We start from the raw sequence: 19674 nt of genomic DNA, 5'->3' as shown, positions 1-19674 counted from the left end.
CCATGCCCGGCGGGGAAGCTGCGCGCGTTACTTCCGTTCCAGCACCAGCAGCGGGTCGATGCGGGTGTCGAACCAGTTCATGCCCCAGTGCAGATGCGGGCCGGTCGCGCGGCCGGTGGCGCCGACGGCGGCGATCACCTGGCCCTGTTCGACGCGATCACCGACCTTCACGTCGATGCGCGACAGGTGCAGGAAGTTCGAACTGACGCCGAAGCCATGGTCGAGCAGCAGGGTGCCGCCGGTCAGGTACAGATCCGGGCCCGCGAACGTCACCACACCGGCGGCCGGTGCTTTCACAGGGGTACCGGTCGGCACCGCGATGTCCATGCCGGAGTGACCGGCACCGGGCTGGCCGTTGTAGACGCGCGCATTGCCGAAGCGGCCGCTGATGCGACCCTGCACCGGCCAGATGAAGGTCTGGGTGAAATCGGTGCGGTTGTCGTCGCGCGCACGCGCGGCAGTGACCTGCGCCTGTTCGCGCTTGATCCGTTCGGCGATGGCCGGCGGCGGATTGACCGTCTTCGGCGGCACGCCATTGACCCGCTCGGTGGGCCAGTCGCGCGGGGTCACGGTGATGGTGGTCGTCTCGCTGCTGCCATCCGGTCGGCGGATCTGCACCTGCAGCGGGCCCTTCTCATCGCGACCGATGCCGAACACCACGCTGCCGTAGCTGCTCACGCGCAGGTCGCGGCCTGCAAAGCGCACGCTGCTGCCGGCGGGAACCTTGCCGATCACCAGCGCGCCCTGCGACGCGCTGGCCGGGAACACCACGCGGCTGTCGATCAGGTCGCCGATGCCGTCCTGCGCCTGTGCCGCCGGTGCGGAGAACAGGGGTGCTACCAGCAGCAGCGCCCCGAACATGAGTGCCGAACGCATCAGCGGTCGTAGGTCATGCGCTGGCCGGCGGGTTCGCCCACCAGCGAACTGCCGTCCCACACCAGCTGGCCGTTGACCCAGGTGGAGGCGATGCGCGATTGGAACGTGGTGCCTTCGAACGGCGACCAGCCGCACTTGGACAGCACGTCCTCGCGCTTGACCGTGAACGGCACGTCTTCCACCAGTACCAGGTCGGCGAAGTAGCCTTCGCGCAGGAAGCCACGCTCTTCCACGTCGAACAGCTGGGCGGGAGCATGGGCGAATTTCTGCACCACCTGCTCGCGGGTCAGCTTGCCTTCGTGCACGCGTTCCAGCGCGGCGACCAGCGCGTACTGCACCAGCGGCAGGCCGGACGGCGCCTGCGCATAGGGCTTCTGCTTCTCTTCCCAGGTGTGCGGGGCGTGGTCGGTGGCCAGGACATCCAGCACGTCGTCAGCCAACGCGGCGGTGATCGCCTCGCGATCGGCCACGTCCTTGATCGCCGGGTTGCACTTGATCAGGTTGCCCTTGGTGGCGTAGTCCGGGCGGGCGAAGTGCAGGAAGTGCACGCAGGTCTCGGCGGTGATCTGCTTGCGGCTGCCGTCGGCACGGATCAGCGGGCCCTTCTCGAACAGCGCCAGTTCGTCGGCGGTGGAGATGTGCAGCACGTGCAGGCGGGTGCCGTGCTTGCGCGCCAGCGACATGGCCAGCCGCGTCGACTTGATGCACGCTTCGCGCGAACGGATGTCCGGGTGCATCTCCGGGGTCAGCGCGTCGCCGTACTTTTCCTGGAAGGCCTTCAGGTTGGCATCGATCATCGGCGTGTCTTCGCAGTGCGTGATGATCGGGGTCGGGCACTCGCGGAAGATCGCGTCCAGGGTTTCCGGGTTGTCGACCAGCATGTTGCCGGTGGAAGCACCCATGAACACCTTCACGCCCGGCGCCTTCTTCGGGTCGAGCGCGCGGATGGCCTCCAGGTTGTCGTTGCTGGCCCCGTGGTAGAACCCGTAGTTGGCCCAGGCACGGCCGCGCGCCAGCTCGTACTTGGCTTCAAGAATGGTCGAGTCGAGCGTCGGCGGGTTGGTGTTGGGCATGTCCATGAAGCTGGTCAGGCCACCGGCCACGGCCGCGGCCGACTCGCTGGCGATGTCGCCCTTGTGGGTCAGGCCCGGTTCGCGGAAGTGCACCTGGTCGTCGATCATCCCGGGCAGCAGCCAGCGCCCGGCCGCATCCACCACCTGTTCGCCATCACGCGGGGTCAACCCTTTGCCGATCTGCGCGATGCGGTCGTTCTCGATGCGCAGGTCGCCTTCGAAGGTGCGGCCTTCGTTGACCAGGCGGGCGTTGGTGATGAGCGTGGAGGACATGTCAGTGTTTTCCTGTGCAACGGCAAGAAGGGGCGTTGGGAGATTCGGGCACTGGATCGAAGCCGCCGGGATGGAACGGGTGGCAGCGGCCCAGCCGTCGCGCCGCCAGCCAGCTGCCACGCAGCGGGCCGTGCCGGGAGATGGCGTCCATGGCGTATTCAGAGCAGCTCGGCACGAAACGGCAGCGAGGCCCCAGCAGCGGGCTGATGAAGCGCTTGTAGAAGCGCAGCAGGGCGATGAGCAGGCGCGAGATCACTCAGTCATCTTAAGCCAGTTGGCATGAAGGCCGCATTTGTGCAGGATGGGCCGTTGGTCGCATGTCGTAGATGGCCTGCGACCGCTATCGGCACCCCTCCAGGTGCCGGACAGGTTCCGTACCGCGCAAGGCGGTCCGTGTTCGTCGGACCGCGCCTTGGACCCGTTGACTCCTGGACTGAATGGAGCGGGCCCCCGAGGTTGCTGCTGCGGGTCGGGTAGGCTATAAAGGCCCGCTTTCCCGGGCCCCGGGGAATCCAAGGAAGAGCGTTTCGTGGCTGCTAAAAAAACTGCAAAGAAGGCCGTCAAGGCCGCCAAGAAAACCGCCAAGCCTGTTGTGAAGAAGTTGGCGGCCAAGCCCGTTGCCAAGAAGCCGGCCAGCAAGCCGGTGACCAAGGCGGCATCCTCACAACCGGCGGCCAGGAAGGCCACCGCAAAGAAAGCGCCGGCCAAGTCCGGCAAGCCGGCAGTGGCGAAGAAACCCGCTGCGCCGGTCAAGGCCAAACCTGTCGCTGCCAGCAAGAAGGCACCGGCGGTGAAGAAGGTTGCCAGCAAGGCTGCACCGGTGAAGAAGGCCGCTGCCAAGCCGGCACCGAAGAAGGCAGCAGCCAAGCCGGCGCCGAAGGCGGTGGTGAAGAAGGTTGCCGCCGCGCCTGCTGCGAAGCCGGCAGCAAAGAAGGTGGCGCCTGCCAAGCCGGCACCTGCCGCCAAGACCGCCAAGAATGTCGCCCCGCCGGCTGCCAAGCCGACGCCGGCCCCTGTAGTGAAGTCCGCACCGAAGCCAGCTGCGAAGCCGGCCCCGGCCAAGTCTGTCCCGGCCAAGACCGCGGCAGTGGCAGCAGCCAAACCGGCCCCCAAGCCGGCCACCGCCGCCGCTTCTGCAGCATCGACCGCCCCGCAATCCAAGAATCCCGTGCCCGTTTCGAAATCGCCTGCTAAAACCGCCGTGAAATCCGATTCCGCTCCGAAGACCGTGACCCGCCCCGTGGGCAAGGTCGCTGTGGCCGTCGCCGCCCGTTCGTCGGCACCTGCGCCGCGCAGCAAGTACAAGGTCGTCGAATACAAGACCGACGAGGCCACTGGCCGCCCGATCCTGCCCGCAGGCTACAAGCCGGCCTCGGACGAGGAGTACATGAGCCCGCTGCAGCAGGAGTACTTCCGCCAGCGCCTGCAGAACTGGCGCGCCGATCTGGTGGAAGAGTCCAAGCAGACCATCGAGAACCTGCGTGAGGAAGTGCGTGACATCGGCGATGAAGCCGAGCGCGCGACCCGCGAGACCGAGAACTCGCTGGAACTGCGCACCCGTGACCGTTACCGCAAGCTGATCGGCAAGATCGACAGCACCCTCAAGCGCCTGGAAGCGGGCGACTACGGCTACTGCGTGGACACCGGTGAAGAAATCGGCCTGGAGCGCCTCGAAGCGCGCCTGACCGCCGAGCGCACCATCGACGCCCAGGAGCGTTGGGAGCACCTGCAGAAGCAGCAGGGCGACTGATTCCGGTTCGTTGTGATGTCATGCGAAAAGCCCGGCTTCGGCCGGGTTTTTTTGTTGGGTTCGAGTTGGCTGTGTAGAGCAGCGCCTTGGTTGTTCCGTGAGCGAGCGGGCGGGTCACCCGGGCCAGGACACGCCGTAAACCCATCCCTGGGGGCTCGGTCGCGCCATCCATGGCGCGAACGGTCCTGGCCCGGGTGACCCGCCCGCTCCAGACGGTTCCCGAGTGCGGCCGCTGTAGAGCCGAGCCCACGCTCGGCTCAGGCCGAAGCCGGAGGGCAGGGAAGAGCAGGAGCAAGAGCGAGAGCAGCCAAGCATGGCTTGGCTCTACCAGGAGCGGTCATGCGTGCGCTCGCGGCTATTGGGTCCGCCTTGTAGCGAGCCGAGCACCGCAGGGGAATCAGGGGCGAAGAGGCGTCGCTGTTTGAGCGCAGCGAGTTCGGCGCCGTCCCCTGATTCACCGAGGAGCGCAGGGCACCGGTGCGCAGCGCCGGCTCGCGGATGGCGGCGCGTTTCTTTGGTTACTTTCTTGATGGCGCACATCCATGTGCTCCACCCTGCGGGCCGGCTATGCCGTTCCGTGCTGCTCCTGCAGCACGGTGCGCGCGCAAAGAAAGTGACACCCCGCCGCGGTCGCGGAAAAGGGCCGCCGGGCATGGCCCGGCGCTACCAGTGCGTCGGCGCACGTAAACCCGCTGTCGCGGAAACGACGAGCCGACGCTACTGCAGATCACGCAGATTCAATTTCCGCAGCGTCGGGTTCTTCCACGCGGTGATCCCGGCCACGCTCAGCACCGCGAACCCGCCCAGCACCACTGCCGGTACCAGCCCCAGAACCCTGGCCATCGTGCCGGCATAGAACGCGCCCAGTTCGTTGGACGAGCTGATGAAGATGCCGTTGATCGACGATACCCGGCCGCGCATCTCTTCCGGCGTTGCCAGCTGCAGGATGGTGGAGCGGATCACCACCGACACGCCGTCGAAGGCGCCGTAGAACAGCAGGATCAACGCCGACAGCCAGAAGTGCTGGGACAGGCCGAAGCCGATCACGCACAGGCCGAAGCCGGCCACGGCGAACAGCAGCACGCGACCAGCATTGCGGTGCAGCGGGTGGCGCGCCAGCCACAGGCCGACGCACACCGAACCCACTGCCGGGGCCGCGCGCAGGATGCCCAGTCCCTCCGGGCCGTGGTGCAGGATCTCGTGCAGGAACGCCGGCAGCATCGCCACCACGCCGCCCAGCAGTACCGAGAACATGTCCAGCGCCATGGCACCGACCATGATCCGGTTGCCGACCACGAAGCGCGCGCCTTCGGCGATGCTCTTGAAGATCGGGGCGGCGGGGCCGGCATGCACCGGTTCTTCCACCTTCAGCGTGGCCAGGCAGCCCATCGCCACCAGCGCGAAGGCCGTGGCCACCGCATAGGACAGGCCCTTGCCACCGAAGCCGACCAGCACCCCACCCAGTGCCGGGCCGGCGATCATGCCGGTCTGGAACACCACGGCGCCGAGGCCGGCGCCACGGGCGAAATGTTCACGTGGCAACACGCGGGCGAACAGCGCGTTGTAGATCGGCGACAGGAAGGCGCGGACCATGCCGGTCAGCGCGATGGCTGCGTAGATCGGCCACACGCCATCAACCGGCAGCCAGCCCTTGGCCACGCTGGTCAGCACCAGCGCGGTGGCGATCAGTCCGGAACAGGCGACCATGCCCAGCTTGCGGCGCGGCAGATGATCCACCAGATAGCCGGCGAACGGCGCCACGCAGAAGAACGGCAGCACCTCGGCCAGGCCGATCAGGCCCAGCGAGAACGGATTGCGGGTGACTTCGTAGATGTGCCAACCGACGGTGACCGCGACCACCTGGTAGGACAGCATCGCGAAGATGCGGTACGCCAGCAGCCGGGCGAAACCGGGCCGGGACAGCAGGCCCAGCGCGGTGTCTTCGGCTGTGGCAGGGTCGCTCACGACGGATCGCGCTGCAGCTGGGCCTGCGCGGTCTCACGGATGAAGGCCAGCATCGCCGCCACGCCGTTGCTGCGGGTCGGCGACAGATGGCGGGACAGGCCGATATCCTGGATATAGCTGGGTTCGGTGGCCAGGATCTCCTGCGCGGTGCGCCCGGAGTACACCCGCAGCGCCAGGAAGATCAGGCCGGAGACGATGGCCGAATCACTGATGGCGTGGAAACGCAGCGACTGCGTATTGCCTTCCGGCACGATCCAGACCATCGACTGGCAACCGAGCAGGCGGTGCTCTTCGGTTTTCCATTCTTCGGGGAAGGCGGGCAGCTTGCGGCCGAGGTCGATCAGGTACTGGTAGCGCTCGGACCAGTCGCCGAAGAAACCGAATTCCTCGGCGATGGCCGTCTGTGCCTCGGCGGCGGTGGGTTCAAGCGGGAACGGGGAGTCGATCACAACAGTCTCTACATTGGGGGCGTGGCCGGTGGGGCCGGCCACGGGGCAGGGCAGGTCAGCCGCGCTTGCGCGACCAGCGCACGCCCTGCGGGGTGTCTTCCAGCACGATGCCTTCGGCGGCCAGCTGGTCGCGGATGGCGTCGGAACGGGCGAAGTCGCGCGCCTGCTTGGCTGCCGCACGTTCGTCGATCAAGCCCTGGATGCGCGCGTCGTCGTCGCTGTCGCCAGCGGCGTTGCCGAACCACTGCGCCGGGTCGGCCTGCAGCAGGCCGAGGGCGAGACCCGCGCCGAGCAGTTCGCTCTTCAGGCGTGCGCGTTCGCTGGGATCGGTGGCGCGGCGCGCTTCGCCGGCGATACGGGCCACTTCGGCCAGCGCCTGCGGCGTATTGAGATCGTCATCCAATGCCGCTTCGATGACTGCCGGGATCACTGCCGTGGCGGCCACATCGGCCAGCTCGCGCAGGGTGCCGTACAGGCGGTCGAGGGTGCGGCCGGACTGTTCGATCAGCGCGTCGGACCAGTCCAGCGGCTGCCGGTAGTGGGCCGACAGCAAGGCCAGGCGCAATGCCTCGGGGGCGTGTTTACGCACCAGGTCGTGGACGCGCTCGATGTTGCCGATCGACTTGCTCATCTTGGCGCCGCCGAAGTTGAGCATGCCGTTGTGCAGCCAGAAGCGCGCGAACACCTTGCCGCCGTGCGCGCACTCGCTCTGCGCGATCTCGTTTTCGTGGTGCGGGAACTGCAGGTCGACGCCCCCGGCATGGATGTCGATGGTCTCGCCCAGGTGTGCGGCGGCCATCGCCGAGCATTCGATATGCCAGCCCGGACGGCCGCGGCCCCATGGCGATTCCCAGCCCGGCAGGTCGTCGCCGGACGGCTTCCACAGCACGAAGTCGCCAGGCGCGCGCTTGTAGGGAGCAACCTCGACACGGGCGCCGGCCAGCATTTCGTCCGGGTCGCGGCGTGACAGCTTGCCGTAGCCCTCGAAACTGCCGACGGCGAACAGCACATGGCCCTCGGCGGCGTAGGCATGCCCGCTGCTGACCAGCTGCTCGATCATGGTGATGATCTGCGCCATGTGCGCGGTCACTTCCGGCTCGATGTCCGGCGGCACCACGCCCAGCGCGGCCATGTCTTCACGGTAGGCGGCGGCGAAACGGTCGGTGATGGTGCTGATCGGCACCCCCTGCTCGCGCGCGGCGGTGTTGATCTTGTCGTCCACGTCGGTGATGTTGCGGGCGTAGCGCAGGGCACCGAAGCGCCGCCGCAGCAGGTCGGCCAGCACCCCGAACACCACCGGCCCACGGGCGTTGCCGATGTGCACGTAGTTGTAGACCGTCGGGCCGCACACATACAGGGTCGGACAGGCCGGGTCGAGCGGGGTGAACGGTTCGAGCTGGCGAGTCAGGTTGTTGTGCAGGCGCAGGGTCATGGGTCTGTGACTGGGGGACAAGCCTGTGATTTTAGAACGTGTCGGGCCCCTTTGGGGGGACCGTTGCCACCGGTGGACGTCACCGGCGGCCGGGGTGGGGTGGGCAGGAACGGCGCGGACGGGTAATGTTCAGCCCCTTGCGGTCACCACTGCCTACACTATTGCCGTGTCCCTGCTCCCTTCGCCAATGAAAACCACCGCGTTGCTGACCCTGGCCTGCCTGTCGGCGCTGCCTGCCGTGGTCCTGGCCCAGGAGGCCGAGCCCCGCAACCGGGTGGTGATCGTGGAGAACGTGAAGTTCGACTACGCCCAGGTGCTCAACGTGGAGCCGGTGTTCCAGACCCTGCGCGCAACCCGTACCGAGGAGCACTGCGAGCCGGTCTCGACCCGCACCCTGGCCCCGGTCAATGTCACCGGCGAGGAGCCGGTCGAGGACAAGGGCCGCATCGGCCGCCTGTGGGATTCGGTACGCTCGATGTTCAAGCGCAGCGACGAGGAGGGGGTGGAAGAGCTTCCGGCGGAAACCCCCGCCCCGGCGCCGGCCAACACGGGCCCGATGCTGACCCGGGACTGTCGAATCGTCCCTGTCGGGCGCGAGTTCCGCCGCCCCATCGCCTATGACGTGGATTACGTCTACAAGGGCACCAAGTACCGTTCACGGCTGCCGGAAGACCCTGGCAACCGGCTGAAGATCCGGGTTTCGATCACCCCTTGGGTGGGCCCGGAGCAGGCTGCCGCCGGCACCCCCTGATTCTGCGACGCTGGCCTCTTGCGCCGGCCCCGGCCGCATGTAAAGATTGCCGACCAATGAAGCTCACCGACTTCCAGCACGACAGCAGCGCCGCCCGCCAGGCCACTGGCATGACGTCGCGTGCCCGTCGACCGGAACCCCACATTCTCGCTGGGTAATCCGGAGCTTTCTGCTGTTCGTCCGAAAAAAACCCAGCCCGCCGGCTGGGTTTTTTCGTTTCCGCGTTCTGAAAGCTTCATCTGCAACCTTTTCGTATCACCTTGGTTCCCGGTTTTCCCTTCCACCTTCCACCGCGTCGGCCACCGGCGCCGCTCATGCAAGGAATGATGATGTCCCCCAAGCACTTCCTGAACACCCAGGACTGGAGCCGCAGCGAACTTGACGCGCTGCTGACCCAGGCTGCGCTGTTCAAGCGCAACAAGCTCGGCGACCAGCTCAAGGGCAAGTCGATCGCGCTGGTGTTCTTCAATCCGTCCATGCGTACCCGCACCAGTTTCGAGCTGGGCGCGTTCCAGCTCGGTGCCCACGCAGTGGTGCTGCAGCCGGGCAAGGATGCATGGCCGATCGAGTTCAACCTCGGCACGGTGATGGATGGCGATACCGAAGAGCACATCGCTGAAGTGGCCAAGGTGCTCGGCCGTTACTGCGACATCATCGCCGTGCGCGCGTTCCCGAAGTTCGTCGACTGGGCCTACGACCGCCAGGACGTCGTGCTCGAGAGTTTCGCCAGGTACTCGCCGGTGCCGGTGATCAACATGGAGACCATCACCCACCCGTGCCAGGAACTGGCGCACGTGATGGCCCTGCAGGAGCATTTCGGTACCCAGGACCTGCGCGGCAAGAAGTACGTGCTGACCTGGACCTACCACCCCAAGCCGCTGAACACCGCCGTGGCCAACTCGGCGCTGACCATCGCCACCCGCATGGGCATGGACGTGACGCTGCTGTGCCCGACCGCCGACTACATCCTCGACGAGCGCTACATGGGCTGGGCCGAGCAGAACGTGGCCGAGAGCGGCGGTTCGCTGAAGATCAGCCATGACATCGACAGCGCCTATGCCGGTGCCGACGTGGTCTATGCCAAGAGCTGGGGCGCGCTGCCGTTCTTCGGCAACTGGGAGCCGGAGAAGCCGATCCGCGACCAGTTCAAGCACTTCATCGTCGACGAGCGGAAGATGGCGCTGACCAACAACGGTGTGTTCAGCCACTGCCTGCCGCTGCGCCGCAACGTGAAGGCGACCGACGGCGTGATGGATTCGCCGCAGTGCATCGCCATCAACGAGGCCGAGAATCGCCTGCATGTGCAGAAGGCGATCATGGCCGCTGTTGCCGGCCGCTGATTCTTTTCCATTCGAACATTTCCGCCGGGCATGGCCCGGTGCTACCAGGACATACCCCCCATGAGCAACAAAGACGTCGTTCTCGCCTTCTCCGGCGGCCTTGATACCAGCTTCTGCGTGCCGTACCTGCAGGAGCGCGGTTACAACGTGCATACCGTGTTCGCCGATACCGGCGGTGTGGATGACGAAGAGCGCGATTTCATCGAGAAGCGTGCCGCCGAACTGGGTGTCACCAGCCACCAGACCGTCGATGGCGGTCCGGCCATCTGGTCCGGCTTCGTCAAACCGTTCGTGTGGGCAGGTGAGGGCTACCAGGGCCAGTACCCGCTGCTGGTGTCGGACCGTTACCTGATCGTCGATGCCGCGCTCAAGCGCGCCGCCGAACTGGGCACCAACATCATCGCCCACGGCTGCACCGGCATGGGCAACGACCAGGTGCGTTTCGACCTGGCAGTGAAGGCCCTGGGTGACTACCAGATCATCGCGCCGATCCGCGAGATCCAGAAGGAACACACCCAGACCCGCGCCTACGAGCAGAAGTACCTGGAAGAGCGTGGCTTCGGCGTGCGCGCCAAGCAGCAGGCCTACACCATCAACGAGAATCTGCTGGGCCTGACCATGTCCGGCGGCGAGATCGATCGTTGGGAAGCACCGGGCGAGGGCGCCCGTGGCTGGTGCGCACCGCGCAGCGAATGGCCGGAAGCACCGCTGACCGTCACCCTGAAGTTTGTCGAAGGCGAAGCCGTGGAGCTCAACGGCAAGGCACTGCCGGGCGAGCAGATCCTGGCCCAGCTCAACAAGCTGTTCGCCCCCTATGGCGTCGGCCGTGGCGTGTACACCGGCGACACCGTGATCGGCCTGAAGGGCCGCATCGTGTTCGAGGCACCGGGCCTGGTCTCGCTGCTGGCCGCGCACCGCGCGCTGGAAGATGCGGTGCTGACCAAGCAGCAGAACCGCTTCAAGCCGGACGTGGCGCGCAAGTGGGTGGAGCTGGTGTACGAAGGCTTCTATCACGACCCGCTGAAGACCGATATCGAAGCCTTCCTGAAGTCCTCGCAGGCCAAGGTCAACGGCGAAGTGGTGCTGGAAACCCGTGGCGGCCGCGTCGACGCCGTTGCGGTGAAGTCGCCGCACCTGCTCAACACCAAGGGCGCCACGTATGCGCAGTCGGCTGACTGGGGCGTGGAGGAGGCCGAAGGCTTCATCAAGCTGTTCGGCATGAGCTCGACGTTGTATGCGCAGGTCAACCGCGGCTGAGCCGCGATCGACCTGCCCGCGCATTCCTCCTTAACCCCGCGCCGTTGGCGCGCCCCCTTCAACAAGAAGGGGGCTCTCCTCCAGACGCGTTCCGGTAGCGCCGGGCCATGCCCGGCGGAAATCCACAGGATTGTTGATTCATGCTTGAACAGACGCTCGATCACCTGCAGGCGCTGGTGTCCTTCGACACCCGCAACCCGCCGCGTGCGATCACCACCGGTGGCATCTTCGACTACCTGCGCGACAACCTGCCCGGGTTCAATGTCGAGGTGATCGACCATGGCGCCGGCGCGGTCAGCCTGTATGCCGTGCGCGGTACGCCGAAGTACCTGTTCAACGTGCACCTGGACACCGTGCCGGACTCGCCGCACTGGAGTGCCGACCCGCACGTGATGCGCCGCCTGGACGACCGCGTGGTCGGCCTCGGTGTGTGTGACATCAAGGGCGCGGCCGCTGCGCTGGTAGCTGCGGCCAATGCCAGTGATGGCGATGCGGCGTTCCTGTTCTCCAGCGATGAAGAGGCCAACGATCCGCGCTGCATCGCCGCGTTCCTGGCCCGGGGCATCAAGTACGAAGCGGTGCTGGTGGCCGAACCGACCATGAGTGAAGCGGTGCTCGCGCACCGTGGCATCAGTTCGGTGCTGATGCAGTTCGCCGGCCGTGCCGGCCACGCGTCGGGCAAGCAGGATGCGGCCGCCAGCGCGCTGCATCAGGCGATGCGCTGGGGCAACCGCGCGCTGGACCATGTCGAATCGCTGGCCTCGGCACGCTTCGGCGGATTGACCGGCCTGCGCTTCAACATCGGCCGCGTTGAAGGTGGCATCAAGGCCAACATGATCGCGCCGGCGGCGGAAGTGCGCTTTGGTTTCCGGCCGCTGCCGTCGATGGATATCGATGCGCTGCTGGCGACCTTTGCCGGCTTCGCCGAACCGGAAGCGGCGGTGTTCACCGAAACCTTCCGTGGCCCCAGCCTGCCGGCCGGCGATATCGCCGAAGCCGAGAACCGCCGCCTGCTGGCGCGCGACGTGGCCGACGCGCTGGAGCTGCCGATCGGCAACGCGGTGGACTTCTGGACCGAGGCGTCGCTGTTCTCGGCCGCTGGCTACACCACGATGGTGTTCGGCCCGGGCGACATCGCCCAGGCCCATACCGCCGACGAGTTCGTGACGCTGGAGCAGTTGCAGCGCTACACCGACGCGGTACACCGGATCATCGCCGCCGGCGCCTGATCGACCCACAACGCCGCTGCGCACCTGCGCGGCGGAACTGCAACGCGGCGACCGCCGCCTGTGACGAAACCGAAATGTCTCCTGCCCTCCAGCCCCACCGCCAGACCCGCCAGACCATCGTGCGCCTGCTCTCGAGCATGGCCAGCGCGAAGGAGATCAGCCAATACCTCAAGCGCTTTTCGCAGCTGGACGCCAAGCGCTTTGCCGTGGTCAAGGTCGGCGGCGCAGTGCTGCGCGACGATCTCGACGCGCTGACCTCCTCGCTGTCGTTCCTGCAGGAAGTCGGCCTGACTCCGATCGTGCTGCATGGCGCCGGCCCGCAGCTGGATGCGGAACTGTCGGCCGCCGGCATTGAAAAGCAGACGGTCAACGGCCTGCGGGTGACCTCGCCGGAAGCGCTGGCGATCGTGCGCCGGGTGTTCCAGCAATCCAACCTGCGCCTGGTCGAAGCCCTGCAGCAGAACGGCGCGCGCGCCACTTCCATCACCGGTGGCGTGTTCGAGGCGGAGTACCTGGGCCTGGATACCTACGGCCTGGTCGGCGAGGTGAAGAAGGTCAACCTGGCACCGATCGAAGCCAGCCTGCGCGCAGGCTCGATTCCGGTCATCACCAGCCTGGGCGAGACCGCCGGTGGGCAGATCCTCAACGTCAATGCCGACTTCGCCGCCAACGAACTGGTGCAGGAACTGCAGCCGTACAAGATCATCTTCCTGACCGGTACCGGCGGCCTGCTGGACGAAGAGGGCAGCGTGATCGATTCGATCAACCTGTCCACCGAGTACGACCACCTGATCGCACAGCCGTGGATCCACGGTGGCATGAAGGTGAAGATCGAACAGATCAAGTCCCTGCTGGACCGGCTGCCGCTGGAATCGTCGGTGTCGATCACCCGTCCGGCCGACCTGGCCAAGGAACTGTTCACCCACAAGGGCTCGGGCACGCTGGTGCGGAAGGGCGAGAAAGTGCTGCGTGCAACCGCCTGGAGCGAGCTGGACCTGCCGCGCCTGAAGGGCCTGATCGAATCCAGTTTCGGTCGTACCCTGGTGGCGGACTATTTCGAGAAGACCACGCTGCTGCGCGCCTATGTCAGCGAGAATTACCGCACGGCGGTGATCCTCACCGATGAGGCCGAGGGCGTGTACCTGGACAAGTTTGCCGTGCTCGACGATGCGCAGGGCGAAGGCCTTGGCCGCGCGGTCTGGAACGTGATGCGCGAGGAAACCCCGCAGCTGTTCTGGCGCTCGCGCAACGGCAACCCGATCAACCATTTCTACTACGCCGAATCCGATGGCTGCTACAAGCAGGGCCATTGGAAGGTGTTCTGGTACGGTGCCGATGGCATCGACCGGATCAGGACCTATGTCGACCATTGTGCCGTGCGTGCACCGAGCCTGGAGGGCTGAGCGCGATGAACCACGCAGACTGGACCCGGGTACCCACGCTGACCGGCACGCATGCGCGGCTGGAACCGCTGCAGATGAGTCATATCGACGGCCTGCGCGGTGCGTTGGGTGACGGTGCGTTGTCGAAGCTCTGGTATACGCAGGTGCCCGATGCGAAGACCATGACCAGCTATGTGCAGGCCGCGCTGCAGGCGCAGGCCGAGGGCAAGGTGCTGCCGTTCGTGGTGTTCGATGCCAACGACCATATCGTCGGCACCACCCGCTACTACGACCTGCAGGCGGACGTGCCGCGGCTCAGCATCGGCTACACCTGGTATGGCGAGTCGGTGCAGCGCACCGGGGTCAACACCGAAACCAAGCTGATGCTGCTCAGCCATGCCTTCGAGCGACTGGAATGCCTGAGCGTGGTGTTTGAAACCAGCTGGTTCAACTTCACCTCGCGCACCGCGATCGCACGCCTGGGCGCCAAGCAGGATGGCGTGCTGCGCAATCACCGTCGCCATCCCGACGGCACGCCGCGCGACACCGTCATCTTCTCCATCATCGACGCGGAATGGCAGGGCGTGAAACGCCACCTGCAGCACCGCCTCGACTCGCACGCATGAGCACGCACGCATGAGCACTTCCTCCTCGTTCACCGTCGGCATCGTCGGCGCCCGCGGCCATACCGGCGCCGAGCTGATCCGGCTGGTGGCCGCGCATCCGAACCTGCAGCTGGGCTTCGTCTCCTCGCGCGAACTGGCCGGGCAGCGCGTGTCCGACCACTACCCGCAATGGCAGGGTGAACTGCAGTTCGAGAATCTCGACGCCGATGCCGTTGCCGCCAAGGGCGTGGATGCGGTGATCCTGGCGCTGCCCAACGGCCTGGCTGCTCCGTTCGTGACGGCGCTGGAAACGGCGAAGCCGGACACGGTGATCGTCGACCTGTCGGCCGACTACCGTTTCGACAACAGCTGGTACTACGGTCTGCCCGAGCTTACCCGCGACCGTTACAACGGCCAGAAGCACATCAGCAATCCCGGTTGCTATGCCACCGCGATGCAGCTGGCGATCCATCCGCTGCGGGATCTGCTGGCGGGCCCGCCGCAGTGCTTCGGTGTGTCCGGCTACTCCGGTGCCGGCACCTCGCCGTCGGACAAGAACAATGTCGAGCTGCTGGCCGACAACCTGATGCCGTACGCGCTGACCAACCACGTGCACGAGCGTGAGGTGTCCGTGCAACTCGGCGTGGCCGTCGAATTCATGCCGCACGTCGCGCCGCATTTCCGTGGCATCACTCTCACCGCCAACCTGTGGTTGAACCGTGTGCAGACCCGCGAGCAGATCGTCGAGCGCTTCCAGCAGGCCTATGCCGGTGAAGCACTCATCGAGGTCGTGGACGAGGCGCCGTGGGTGAGCCGCATCGCTGGCCGCCATGGTGCCCAGGTCGGCGGCTTCACGCTGGCCCCGGGCGGCAAGCGGGTGGTGGTGGTGGCGACCCTGGACAACCTGCTCAAGGGCGCGGCCACCCAGGCCATGCAGAACCTCAATCTCGCGCTGGGCATCGACGAACTGACGTCGATCCCGCACTGAAACCGCACAGGAGCCCCCCATGGCAGACCTTCTTTGGCAGAAGCCAGGCGTCGCTGTCGATGCCCAGATCCAGACCTTCCTCGCCGGCGACGACGTGATCCTCGACCGCGAATTCTTCCTGCATGACATCGCCGCCAGCGCCGCGCACGCGCAGGGCCTGCAGCACATCGGCATCCTCAGCGCCGATGAACTCGCTGGCCTGCTGCGCGAACTGGAGGTGCTGGCGCAGGACTTCCGCGAAGGCCGCTTCGTGCTGGATACGCAGTATGAAGATGGCCATTCCGCCATCGAGGCACGGTTGACCGAGCGCCTGGGTGATGCAGGCCGCAAGATCCATACCGGCCGTAGCCGCAACGACCAGATCCTGGTCGCGACCCGGTTGTGGTTGAAGGAGAAGCTGCAGCGCGTCGCGCAGGTCAGTGCCGAAGTGGCCAAGGTGGCGCTCGACCGTGCGCAGGCCGAGCAGCATCTGCCGATTCCCGGTTACACCCACATCCAGCGTGCCGTGGTGTCCTCGGCAGGCATGTGGTGGGCTGGGTGGGCCGAGGCTTTCATCGACAACGCTGTGCGTGCCCGCGATACCCATGCACTGGTTGATGCCAATCCGCTCGGCACCGCTGCCGGTTACGGCGTGAACCTGCCGCTGGATCGCGAACACACCACCGCTGCGCTCGGCTTTGCGCGCATGCAGATCTCGCCGATCTACGCGCAGCTGTCGCGTGGCAAGTTCGAACTGGCCGCACTGGAAGCGCTGGGTGGCGCAACCCTGGACCTGCGCCGCATCGCCTGGGACCTGTCGCTGTTCACCAGCGCCGAATTCGGTTTCGTCGCGCTGCCGGCGCAGTACACCACCGGCAGTTCGATCATGCCCAACAAGCGCAATCCGGACGTGATCGAGCTGATGCGGGCGACCCATGCCAGCGTCGCCGCTGCACGTACCGAGATCGAGCAGTTGCTGTCGCTGCCGTCGGGTTACCACCGTGATCTGCAGTCGTCCAAGGGCGCGATCTTCCACGGCTTCGGCCGTGGCCTGGCCGCGCTGGAGCTGCTGCCGGCGCTGCTGGCCAACCTGGAATGGCGCGATGACAAGCTGCGTGCGGCGATCGATTCGGGCATGTACGCCACCGACGTAGCGGTGGAAGCTGCGGTCGCGGGCGTGCCGTTCCGCGAGGCCTACAAGGCCGCTGCCGCCGGCGCCGACAGCGCAGGGCAGGGGCGTACGCCGGAAGGCAGCCTGGCGGCGCGTGTATCGCCGGGTTCGGCGTCGGACCTGCGCCTGGATGAACTGCGCGCGCGCTGGCAGGCGCTGTCCTGATGGCCGCCACCGTCTACCTGGTGCTGGCGATGCGCCAGCCCGGCTTCACCGACGCCGTGGTGCAACCGCACCGCGACTTCCTCGATGCGTTGCAGGCCGAAGGCAAGCTGCAGCTGACCGGCGGCTTTGCCGATGGCAGTGGCGGCGCCTATGTGCTGTGCAACGTCGACAGCCTGGCGCAGGCACAGGCCATCGTCGCCACCGATCCGTTGGTGACGATGCAGGCATCGGCGCTGAGCGTCCACGAATGGAATACCCGCTGAGGCGCCCCCGATGACCGTCCACGCCGCCACCGTTGCATCGCCGTTCCCCGAACAAGCGCTGCCGTCGTGGCGGCGTGCCGTACTCAAGGTCGGCAGCAGCCTGCTCGCGGCCGATGGCGGTGGCCTGTCACCGCGTCACGCGCTGGGCCTGGCCCAGTTCGTCTCGGCCAATGTGCTGGCTGGGCGCGAAGTGGTCATCGTCTCCTCCGGCGCGGTGGCTGCCGGTCGCGCGATCCTGCCCAGGGCCGATGAGCCTGGTGCGGCGATGGCGGCGCGACAGGCATTGGCGGCACTTGGCCAGGCGCAGCTGATCGGTCTGTGGCAGCGCTTCTTCGAGCGCCCGGTGGCGCAGGTGCTGCTGACCCATGACGATCTGCGCAACCGCCGCCGTTACCTCAACGCACGCGCCACCCTCAACGAGCTGCTGCGGCTGGGGGCATTGCCGGTGGTCAACGAGAACGACACTGTATCGGTGGACGAACTCAAGCTTGGCGACAACGACAACCTGGCTGCGACCGTAGCGGCGCTGGTCGATGCCGATGCACTGTTCATCGCCACCGACATCGATGGCCTCTACAGTGCCGACCCGCGCACGCATGCCGATGCACGGCCGCTGCACGACGTGCCCGAGTTGAATGATGCCGTGCTGGCGATGGCCGGTGGTGCCGGTTCAGTCGCCGGTACCGGCGGCATGCGCACCAAGCTGGAGGCCGCGGCCAAGGCCGGCCGTGTTGGCATTGAAACCTACCTGTTCAACGGCCGCAGTGGCGAGGTGGTGCGCGCGCTGTCACAGGATCGCCTGTTCGGCACCCGCATCCATGCGGCGCGCAGCCGCGAGGCCGCCCGCAAGCACTGGCTGCGGCACGCGCCGCTGGCCGAAGGCGCGATCCTGATCGACGCCGGCGCGGCGCAGGCGATGCGCGAGAAGGGCGCCTCGCTGCTGCCTGGTGGCATCACCGGTGCCGATGGCGCGTTCCGCCGAGGTGACATGGTGCAGGTGTGCTGGAACACCGAAGCCGGCCGGGTCTGCGTGGCCCGTGGTGTCAGCCAGTACGCCGCCGATGACGTGCGCCGCATTGCCGGCCACCACACCCGCGATATCCAGACCGTGCTCGGCTACAACTACGGCGGCACCGTCGTCCATCGCGACGATCTGGTGCTGCCATGAACCCCTTGCAGGATGTCCCGATGAGTGAGATCGAATCGCAGGCCCGCGCCTGCCGTGACGCAGCCCAGGTGGTCGCGGGCCTCGACAGCGATGCCCGCAGGGCGCTGCTGCAGGCGATGGCGCAGGCGCTGGAGGTCAATGCCGGGCAGATTCTTGCGGGTAATGCGCGCGACCTGGCCGCGGCCCGCGACAAGGGCGTGGGCAGCGCGATGCTCGACCGCCTGGCGCTGGACCCGGCACGCCTGCTGGCAATGGCCGATGCGGTGCGTGAGGTGGCGGGCCTGCCGGACCCGGTCGGGCAGGTGACCCGCGACGACGTGCGTCCGAACGGAATCCGCGTACAGAAGGTGCGCGTGCCGCTGGGGGTAATCGCGATGATCTACGAAGCACGCCCGAACGTGACCGCCGAAGCCGCCGCGCTGTGCCTGAAGGCGGGCAACGGCGTGATTCTGCGTGGAGGTTCGGAGGCCATCCATTCCAACACCGCCATCGCCCAGGCGTTGGCCGTTGCATTGAAGGCCAACGGCGTTCCCCCTGCCGCGGTGACGGTGCTGACCGACCTGCGCCGCGAAGCCATGCTGGAACTGCTGCAGCTGCATGAACTGATCGACCTGGCGATCCCGCGCGGTGGCGAAGGCCTGATCCGCTTCGTTGCAGAACACGCACGGGTACCGGTGATCAAGCACTACAAGGGTGTCTGCCACCTGTTCGTGGATGCCAGTGCCGACCCTGCCAAAGCGCTCGATCTGCTGGTGGATGGCAAGTGCAGTCGCCCGTCCGCGTGCAATTCACTGGAAACCCTGCTGGTGCACCAGGACATTGCCGCAGACTTCCTGCCGCGTACTGCGCAGGCGCTGGCCGAACGTGGCGTGCAGCTGCGTGCCGACGCGCGCGCGCAGCCGTTGCTGCCGGGAAGCACTGCTGCCAGCGAGGATGACTATGCCGCCGAGTTCCTTGATCTGGTACTGGCGGTCCGCGTGGTCGACGATCTTGACGCAGCGATCGCGCACATCCGCACCTACACCTCCGACCATACCGAAGTGATCGCCACCGAAGACGTAGCCAGTGCCGAACGTTTCGTCAACGCGTTGCGCTCGGCGGTGGTGATGGTCAACGCGTCTTCACGTTTTTCCGATGGCGGCCAGCTTGGCCTCGGCAGCGAAATCGGGATCTCCACCACGCGCCTGCATGCCTATGGCCCGATGGGACTGGAAGCGCTCACGGTCGAACGTTTCGTGGTGCGTGGCGAAGGCCAGGTCCGAAGGTAGGTTCACGGCCGGGCTGCGCCCGGCACCTGCAGAAGCCACTGCGCAAGCAACGGCGACGGCAAAAGCCGGGTTCCTGTGGGATGGCGGGGTGGGTCCGGTTGCGGGGGACGCCGCAAGTACGTCCCTGTAGGCTTGGGCGCGCCATCCATGGCGCTCACGCCCCCGCAACCGGGCCCACCCCGCCTTCGACAGATTTCCGCGAGCTGTCGGAACGACGTACTGTGCTGCTGTTTGTCTGTTTCTTTTACACATCTCCCAGCCCACCCGACAAATCCATTAAATTTCTATTC

18 protein-coding genes are annotated in these 19674 nt (G+C 66.6%); 12 read left to right on the top strand and 6 right to left on the bottom strand.

The genetic code is table 11. The features are described 5' to 3' along the window. Positions 1-27: 27 nt before the first annotated feature. The 3 genes from GIW57_RS12005 to yidD are packed head-to-tail and all read right to left on the bottom strand — an operon-like array spanning position 28 to position 2478. Complete coding sequence (locus GIW57_RS12005; protein WP_236511016.1) at positions 28-876, bottom strand: M23 family metallopeptidase; 849 nt, start codon at positions 874-876, stop codon at positions 28-30. Beyond that, positions 876-2222: a dihydroorotase gene (locus GIW57_RS12000; protein ID WP_236511013.1), complete on the bottom strand. Its 1347-nt coding sequence runs from the start codon at positions 2220-2222 to the stop codon at positions 876-878. Before GIW57_RS12000 ends, GIW57_RS12005 begins: the two co-directional genes overlap by 1 nt. 1 nt (position 2223) lies before the next feature. Then, positions 2224-2478, bottom strand: coding sequence for a membrane protein insertion efficiency factor YidD (gene yidD / locus GIW57_RS11995; RefSeq protein ID WP_014037867.1), 255 nt, complete (start codon positions 2476-2478; stop codon positions 2224-2226). 273 nt (positions 2479-2751) lie between these two features. Between yidD and dksA the strand changes: the two genes are divergently transcribed. Beyond that, a complete protein-coding gene (gene dksA / locus GIW57_RS11990; RefSeq protein WP_236511011.1) occupies positions 2752-3972 on the top strand; it encodes an RNA polymerase-binding protein DksA in 1221 nt (406 codons plus the stop codon). 717 nt (positions 3973-4689) lie between these two features. Here the strand turns inward: dksA and GIW57_RS11985 are convergent. From GIW57_RS11985 to cysS, 3 genes are read right to left on the bottom strand one after another with little or no spacing between them, the layout of a single operon-like run. Further along, on the bottom strand, positions 4690-5937 hold the full coding sequence (locus GIW57_RS11985) for an MFS transporter (protein ID WP_236511008.1): 1248 nt from the start codon (positions 5935-5937) through the stop codon (positions 4690-4692). Beyond that, positions 5934-6386 carry a SufE family protein gene (locus tag GIW57_RS11980; protein WP_089236228.1) on the bottom strand — a complete coding sequence of 151 codons (453 nt, stop codon included), beginning with the start codon at positions 6384-6386 and terminating at the stop codon, positions 5934-5936. The genes GIW57_RS11985 and GIW57_RS11980 overlap by 4 nt, the downstream gene beginning before the upstream one ends. Before the next feature lie 55 nt (positions 6387-6441). After that, positions 6442-7818: a cysteine--tRNA ligase gene (gene cysS / locus GIW57_RS11975; RefSeq protein WP_236511005.1), complete on the bottom strand. Its 1377-nt coding sequence runs from the start codon at positions 7816-7818 to the stop codon at positions 6442-6444. Positions 7819-8005: 187 nt separating this feature from the next. Between cysS and GIW57_RS11970 the strand changes: the two genes are divergently transcribed. The 11 genes from GIW57_RS11970 to GIW57_RS11920 all read left to right on the top strand — a co-directional run bounded on the left by GIW57_RS11970 (position 8006) and on the right by GIW57_RS11920 (position 19384). Then, the gene (locus GIW57_RS11970; protein WP_100460707.1) at positions 8006-8569 is read left to right on the top strand and encodes a hypothetical protein; all 564 of its coding nucleotides are present in this window, start codon (positions 8006-8008) and stop codon (positions 8567-8569) included. A gap of 329 nt (positions 8570-8898) precedes the next feature. Next, positions 8899-9909 carry an N-acetylornithine carbamoyltransferase gene (locus GIW57_RS11965; RefSeq protein WP_025876421.1) on the top strand — a complete coding sequence of 337 codons (1011 nt, stop codon included), beginning with the start codon at positions 8899-8901 and terminating at the stop codon, positions 9907-9909. Between the two features lie 60 nt (positions 9910-9969). Next, positions 9970-11166 (top strand): argininosuccinate synthase, encoded by a 1197-nt coding sequence (locus tag GIW57_RS11960; RefSeq protein WP_089236225.1) that lies wholly within the window; start codon positions 9970-9972, stop codon positions 11164-11166. 140 nt (positions 11167-11306) lie between these two features. Beyond that, positions 11307-12395: an acetylornithine deacetylase gene (locus GIW57_RS11955; RefSeq protein ID WP_236511004.1), complete on the top strand. Its 1089-nt coding sequence runs from the start codon at positions 11307-11309 to the stop codon at positions 12393-12395. Positions 12396-12469: 74 nt separating this feature from the next. Then, on the top strand, positions 12470-13798 hold the full coding sequence (locus GIW57_RS11950) for an acetylglutamate kinase (RefSeq protein WP_236511001.1): 1329 nt from the start codon (positions 12470-12472) through the stop codon (positions 13796-13798). Positions 13799-13803: 5 nt separating this feature from the next. Further along, complete coding sequence (locus GIW57_RS11945) at positions 13804-14403, top strand: GNAT family protein (protein WP_236510999.1); 600 nt, start codon at positions 13804-13806, stop codon at positions 14401-14403. Positions 14404-14413: 10 nt separating this feature from the next. Continuing rightward, positions 14414-15370 (top strand): N-acetyl-gamma-glutamyl-phosphate reductase, encoded by a 957-nt coding sequence (argC, locus tag GIW57_RS11940; protein ID WP_236510996.1) that lies wholly within the window; start codon positions 14414-14416, stop codon positions 15368-15370. 19 nt (positions 15371-15389) lie between these two features. Continuing rightward, the gene (argH, locus tag GIW57_RS11935; RefSeq protein ID WP_033831569.1) at positions 15390-16685 is read left to right on the top strand and encodes an argininosuccinate lyase; all 1296 of its coding nucleotides are present in this window, start codon (positions 15390-15392) and stop codon (positions 16683-16685) included. Further along, positions 16685-16948, top strand: coding sequence for a YciI family protein (locus GIW57_RS11930; protein ID WP_100460695.1), 264 nt, complete (start codon positions 16685-16687; stop codon positions 16946-16948). The genes argH and GIW57_RS11930 overlap by 1 nt, the downstream gene beginning before the upstream one ends. A 10-nt stretch (positions 16949-16958) precedes the next feature. Beyond that, positions 16959-18116 (top strand): glutamate 5-kinase, encoded by a 1158-nt coding sequence (proB, locus tag GIW57_RS11925; RefSeq protein ID WP_236510993.1) that lies wholly within the window; start codon positions 16959-16961, stop codon positions 18114-18116. Continuing rightward, entirely contained in the window at positions 18113-19384 is a 1272-nt protein-coding gene (locus tag GIW57_RS11920) for a glutamate-5-semialdehyde dehydrogenase (protein ID WP_236510990.1), read from the top strand. The genes proB and GIW57_RS11920 overlap by 4 nt, the downstream gene beginning before the upstream one ends. Positions 19385-19674 lie beyond the last annotated feature (290 nt).

The sequence above is a fragment of the Stenotrophomonas sp. PA-6-5C genome, from assembly GCF_021605635.1.
In the GTDB taxonomy this organism is placed as follows: domain Bacteria; phylum Pseudomonadota; class Gammaproteobacteria; order Xanthomonadales; family Xanthomonadaceae; genus Stenotrophomonas; species Stenotrophomonas lactitubi.
This window is presented reverse-complemented; position numbering and strand designations above follow the sequence as displayed.

Coding starts and splice junctions, on each gene's coding strand:
- GIW57_RS12005 (WP_236511016.1), bottom strand. CDS start 876: ATGCGTTCGGCACTCATGTTCGGGGCGCTGCTGCTGGTAGCACCCCTG.
- GIW57_RS12000 (WP_236511013.1), bottom strand. CDS start 2,222: ATGTCCTCCACGCTCATCACCAACGCCCGCCTGGTCAACGAAGGCCGC.
- cysS (WP_236511005.1), bottom strand. CDS start 7,818: ATGACCCTGCGCCTGCACAACAACCTGACTCGCCAGCTCGAACCGTTC.
- GIW57_RS11970 (WP_100460707.1), top strand. CDS start 8,006: ATGAAAACCACCGCGTTGCTGACCCTGGCCTGCCTGTCGGCGCTGCCT.
- GIW57_RS11965 (WP_025876421.1), top strand. CDS start 8,899: ATGTCCCCCAAGCACTTCCTGAACACCCAGGACTGGAGCCGCAGCGAA.
- GIW57_RS11960 (WP_089236225.1), top strand. CDS start 9,970: ATGAGCAACAAAGACGTCGTTCTCGCCTTCTCCGGCGGCCTTGATACC.
- GIW57_RS11955 (WP_236511004.1), top strand. CDS start 11,307: ATGCTTGAACAGACGCTCGATCACCTGCAGGCGCTGGTGTCCTTCGAC.
- GIW57_RS11950 (WP_236511001.1), top strand. CDS start 12,470: ATGTCTCCTGCCCTCCAGCCCCACCGCCAGACCCGCCAGACCATCGTG.
- GIW57_RS11945 (WP_236510999.1), top strand. CDS start 13,804: ATGAACCACGCAGACTGGACCCGGGTACCCACGCTGACCGGCACGCAT.
- argC (WP_236510996.1), top strand. CDS start 14,414: ATGAGCACTTCCTCCTCGTTCACCGTCGGCATCGTCGGCGCCCGCGGC.
- argH (WP_033831569.1), top strand. CDS start 15,390: ATGGCAGACCTTCTTTGGCAGAAGCCAGGCGTCGCTGTCGATGCCCAG.
- GIW57_RS11930 (WP_100460695.1), top strand. CDS start 16,685: ATGGCCGCCACCGTCTACCTGGTGCTGGCGATGCGCCAGCCCGGCTTC.
- proB (WP_236510993.1), top strand. CDS start 16,959: ATGACCGTCCACGCCGCCACCGTTGCATCGCCGTTCCCCGAACAAGCG.
- GIW57_RS11920 (WP_236510990.1), top strand. CDS start 18,113: ATGAACCCCTTGCAGGATGTCCCGATGAGTGAGATCGAATCGCAGGCC.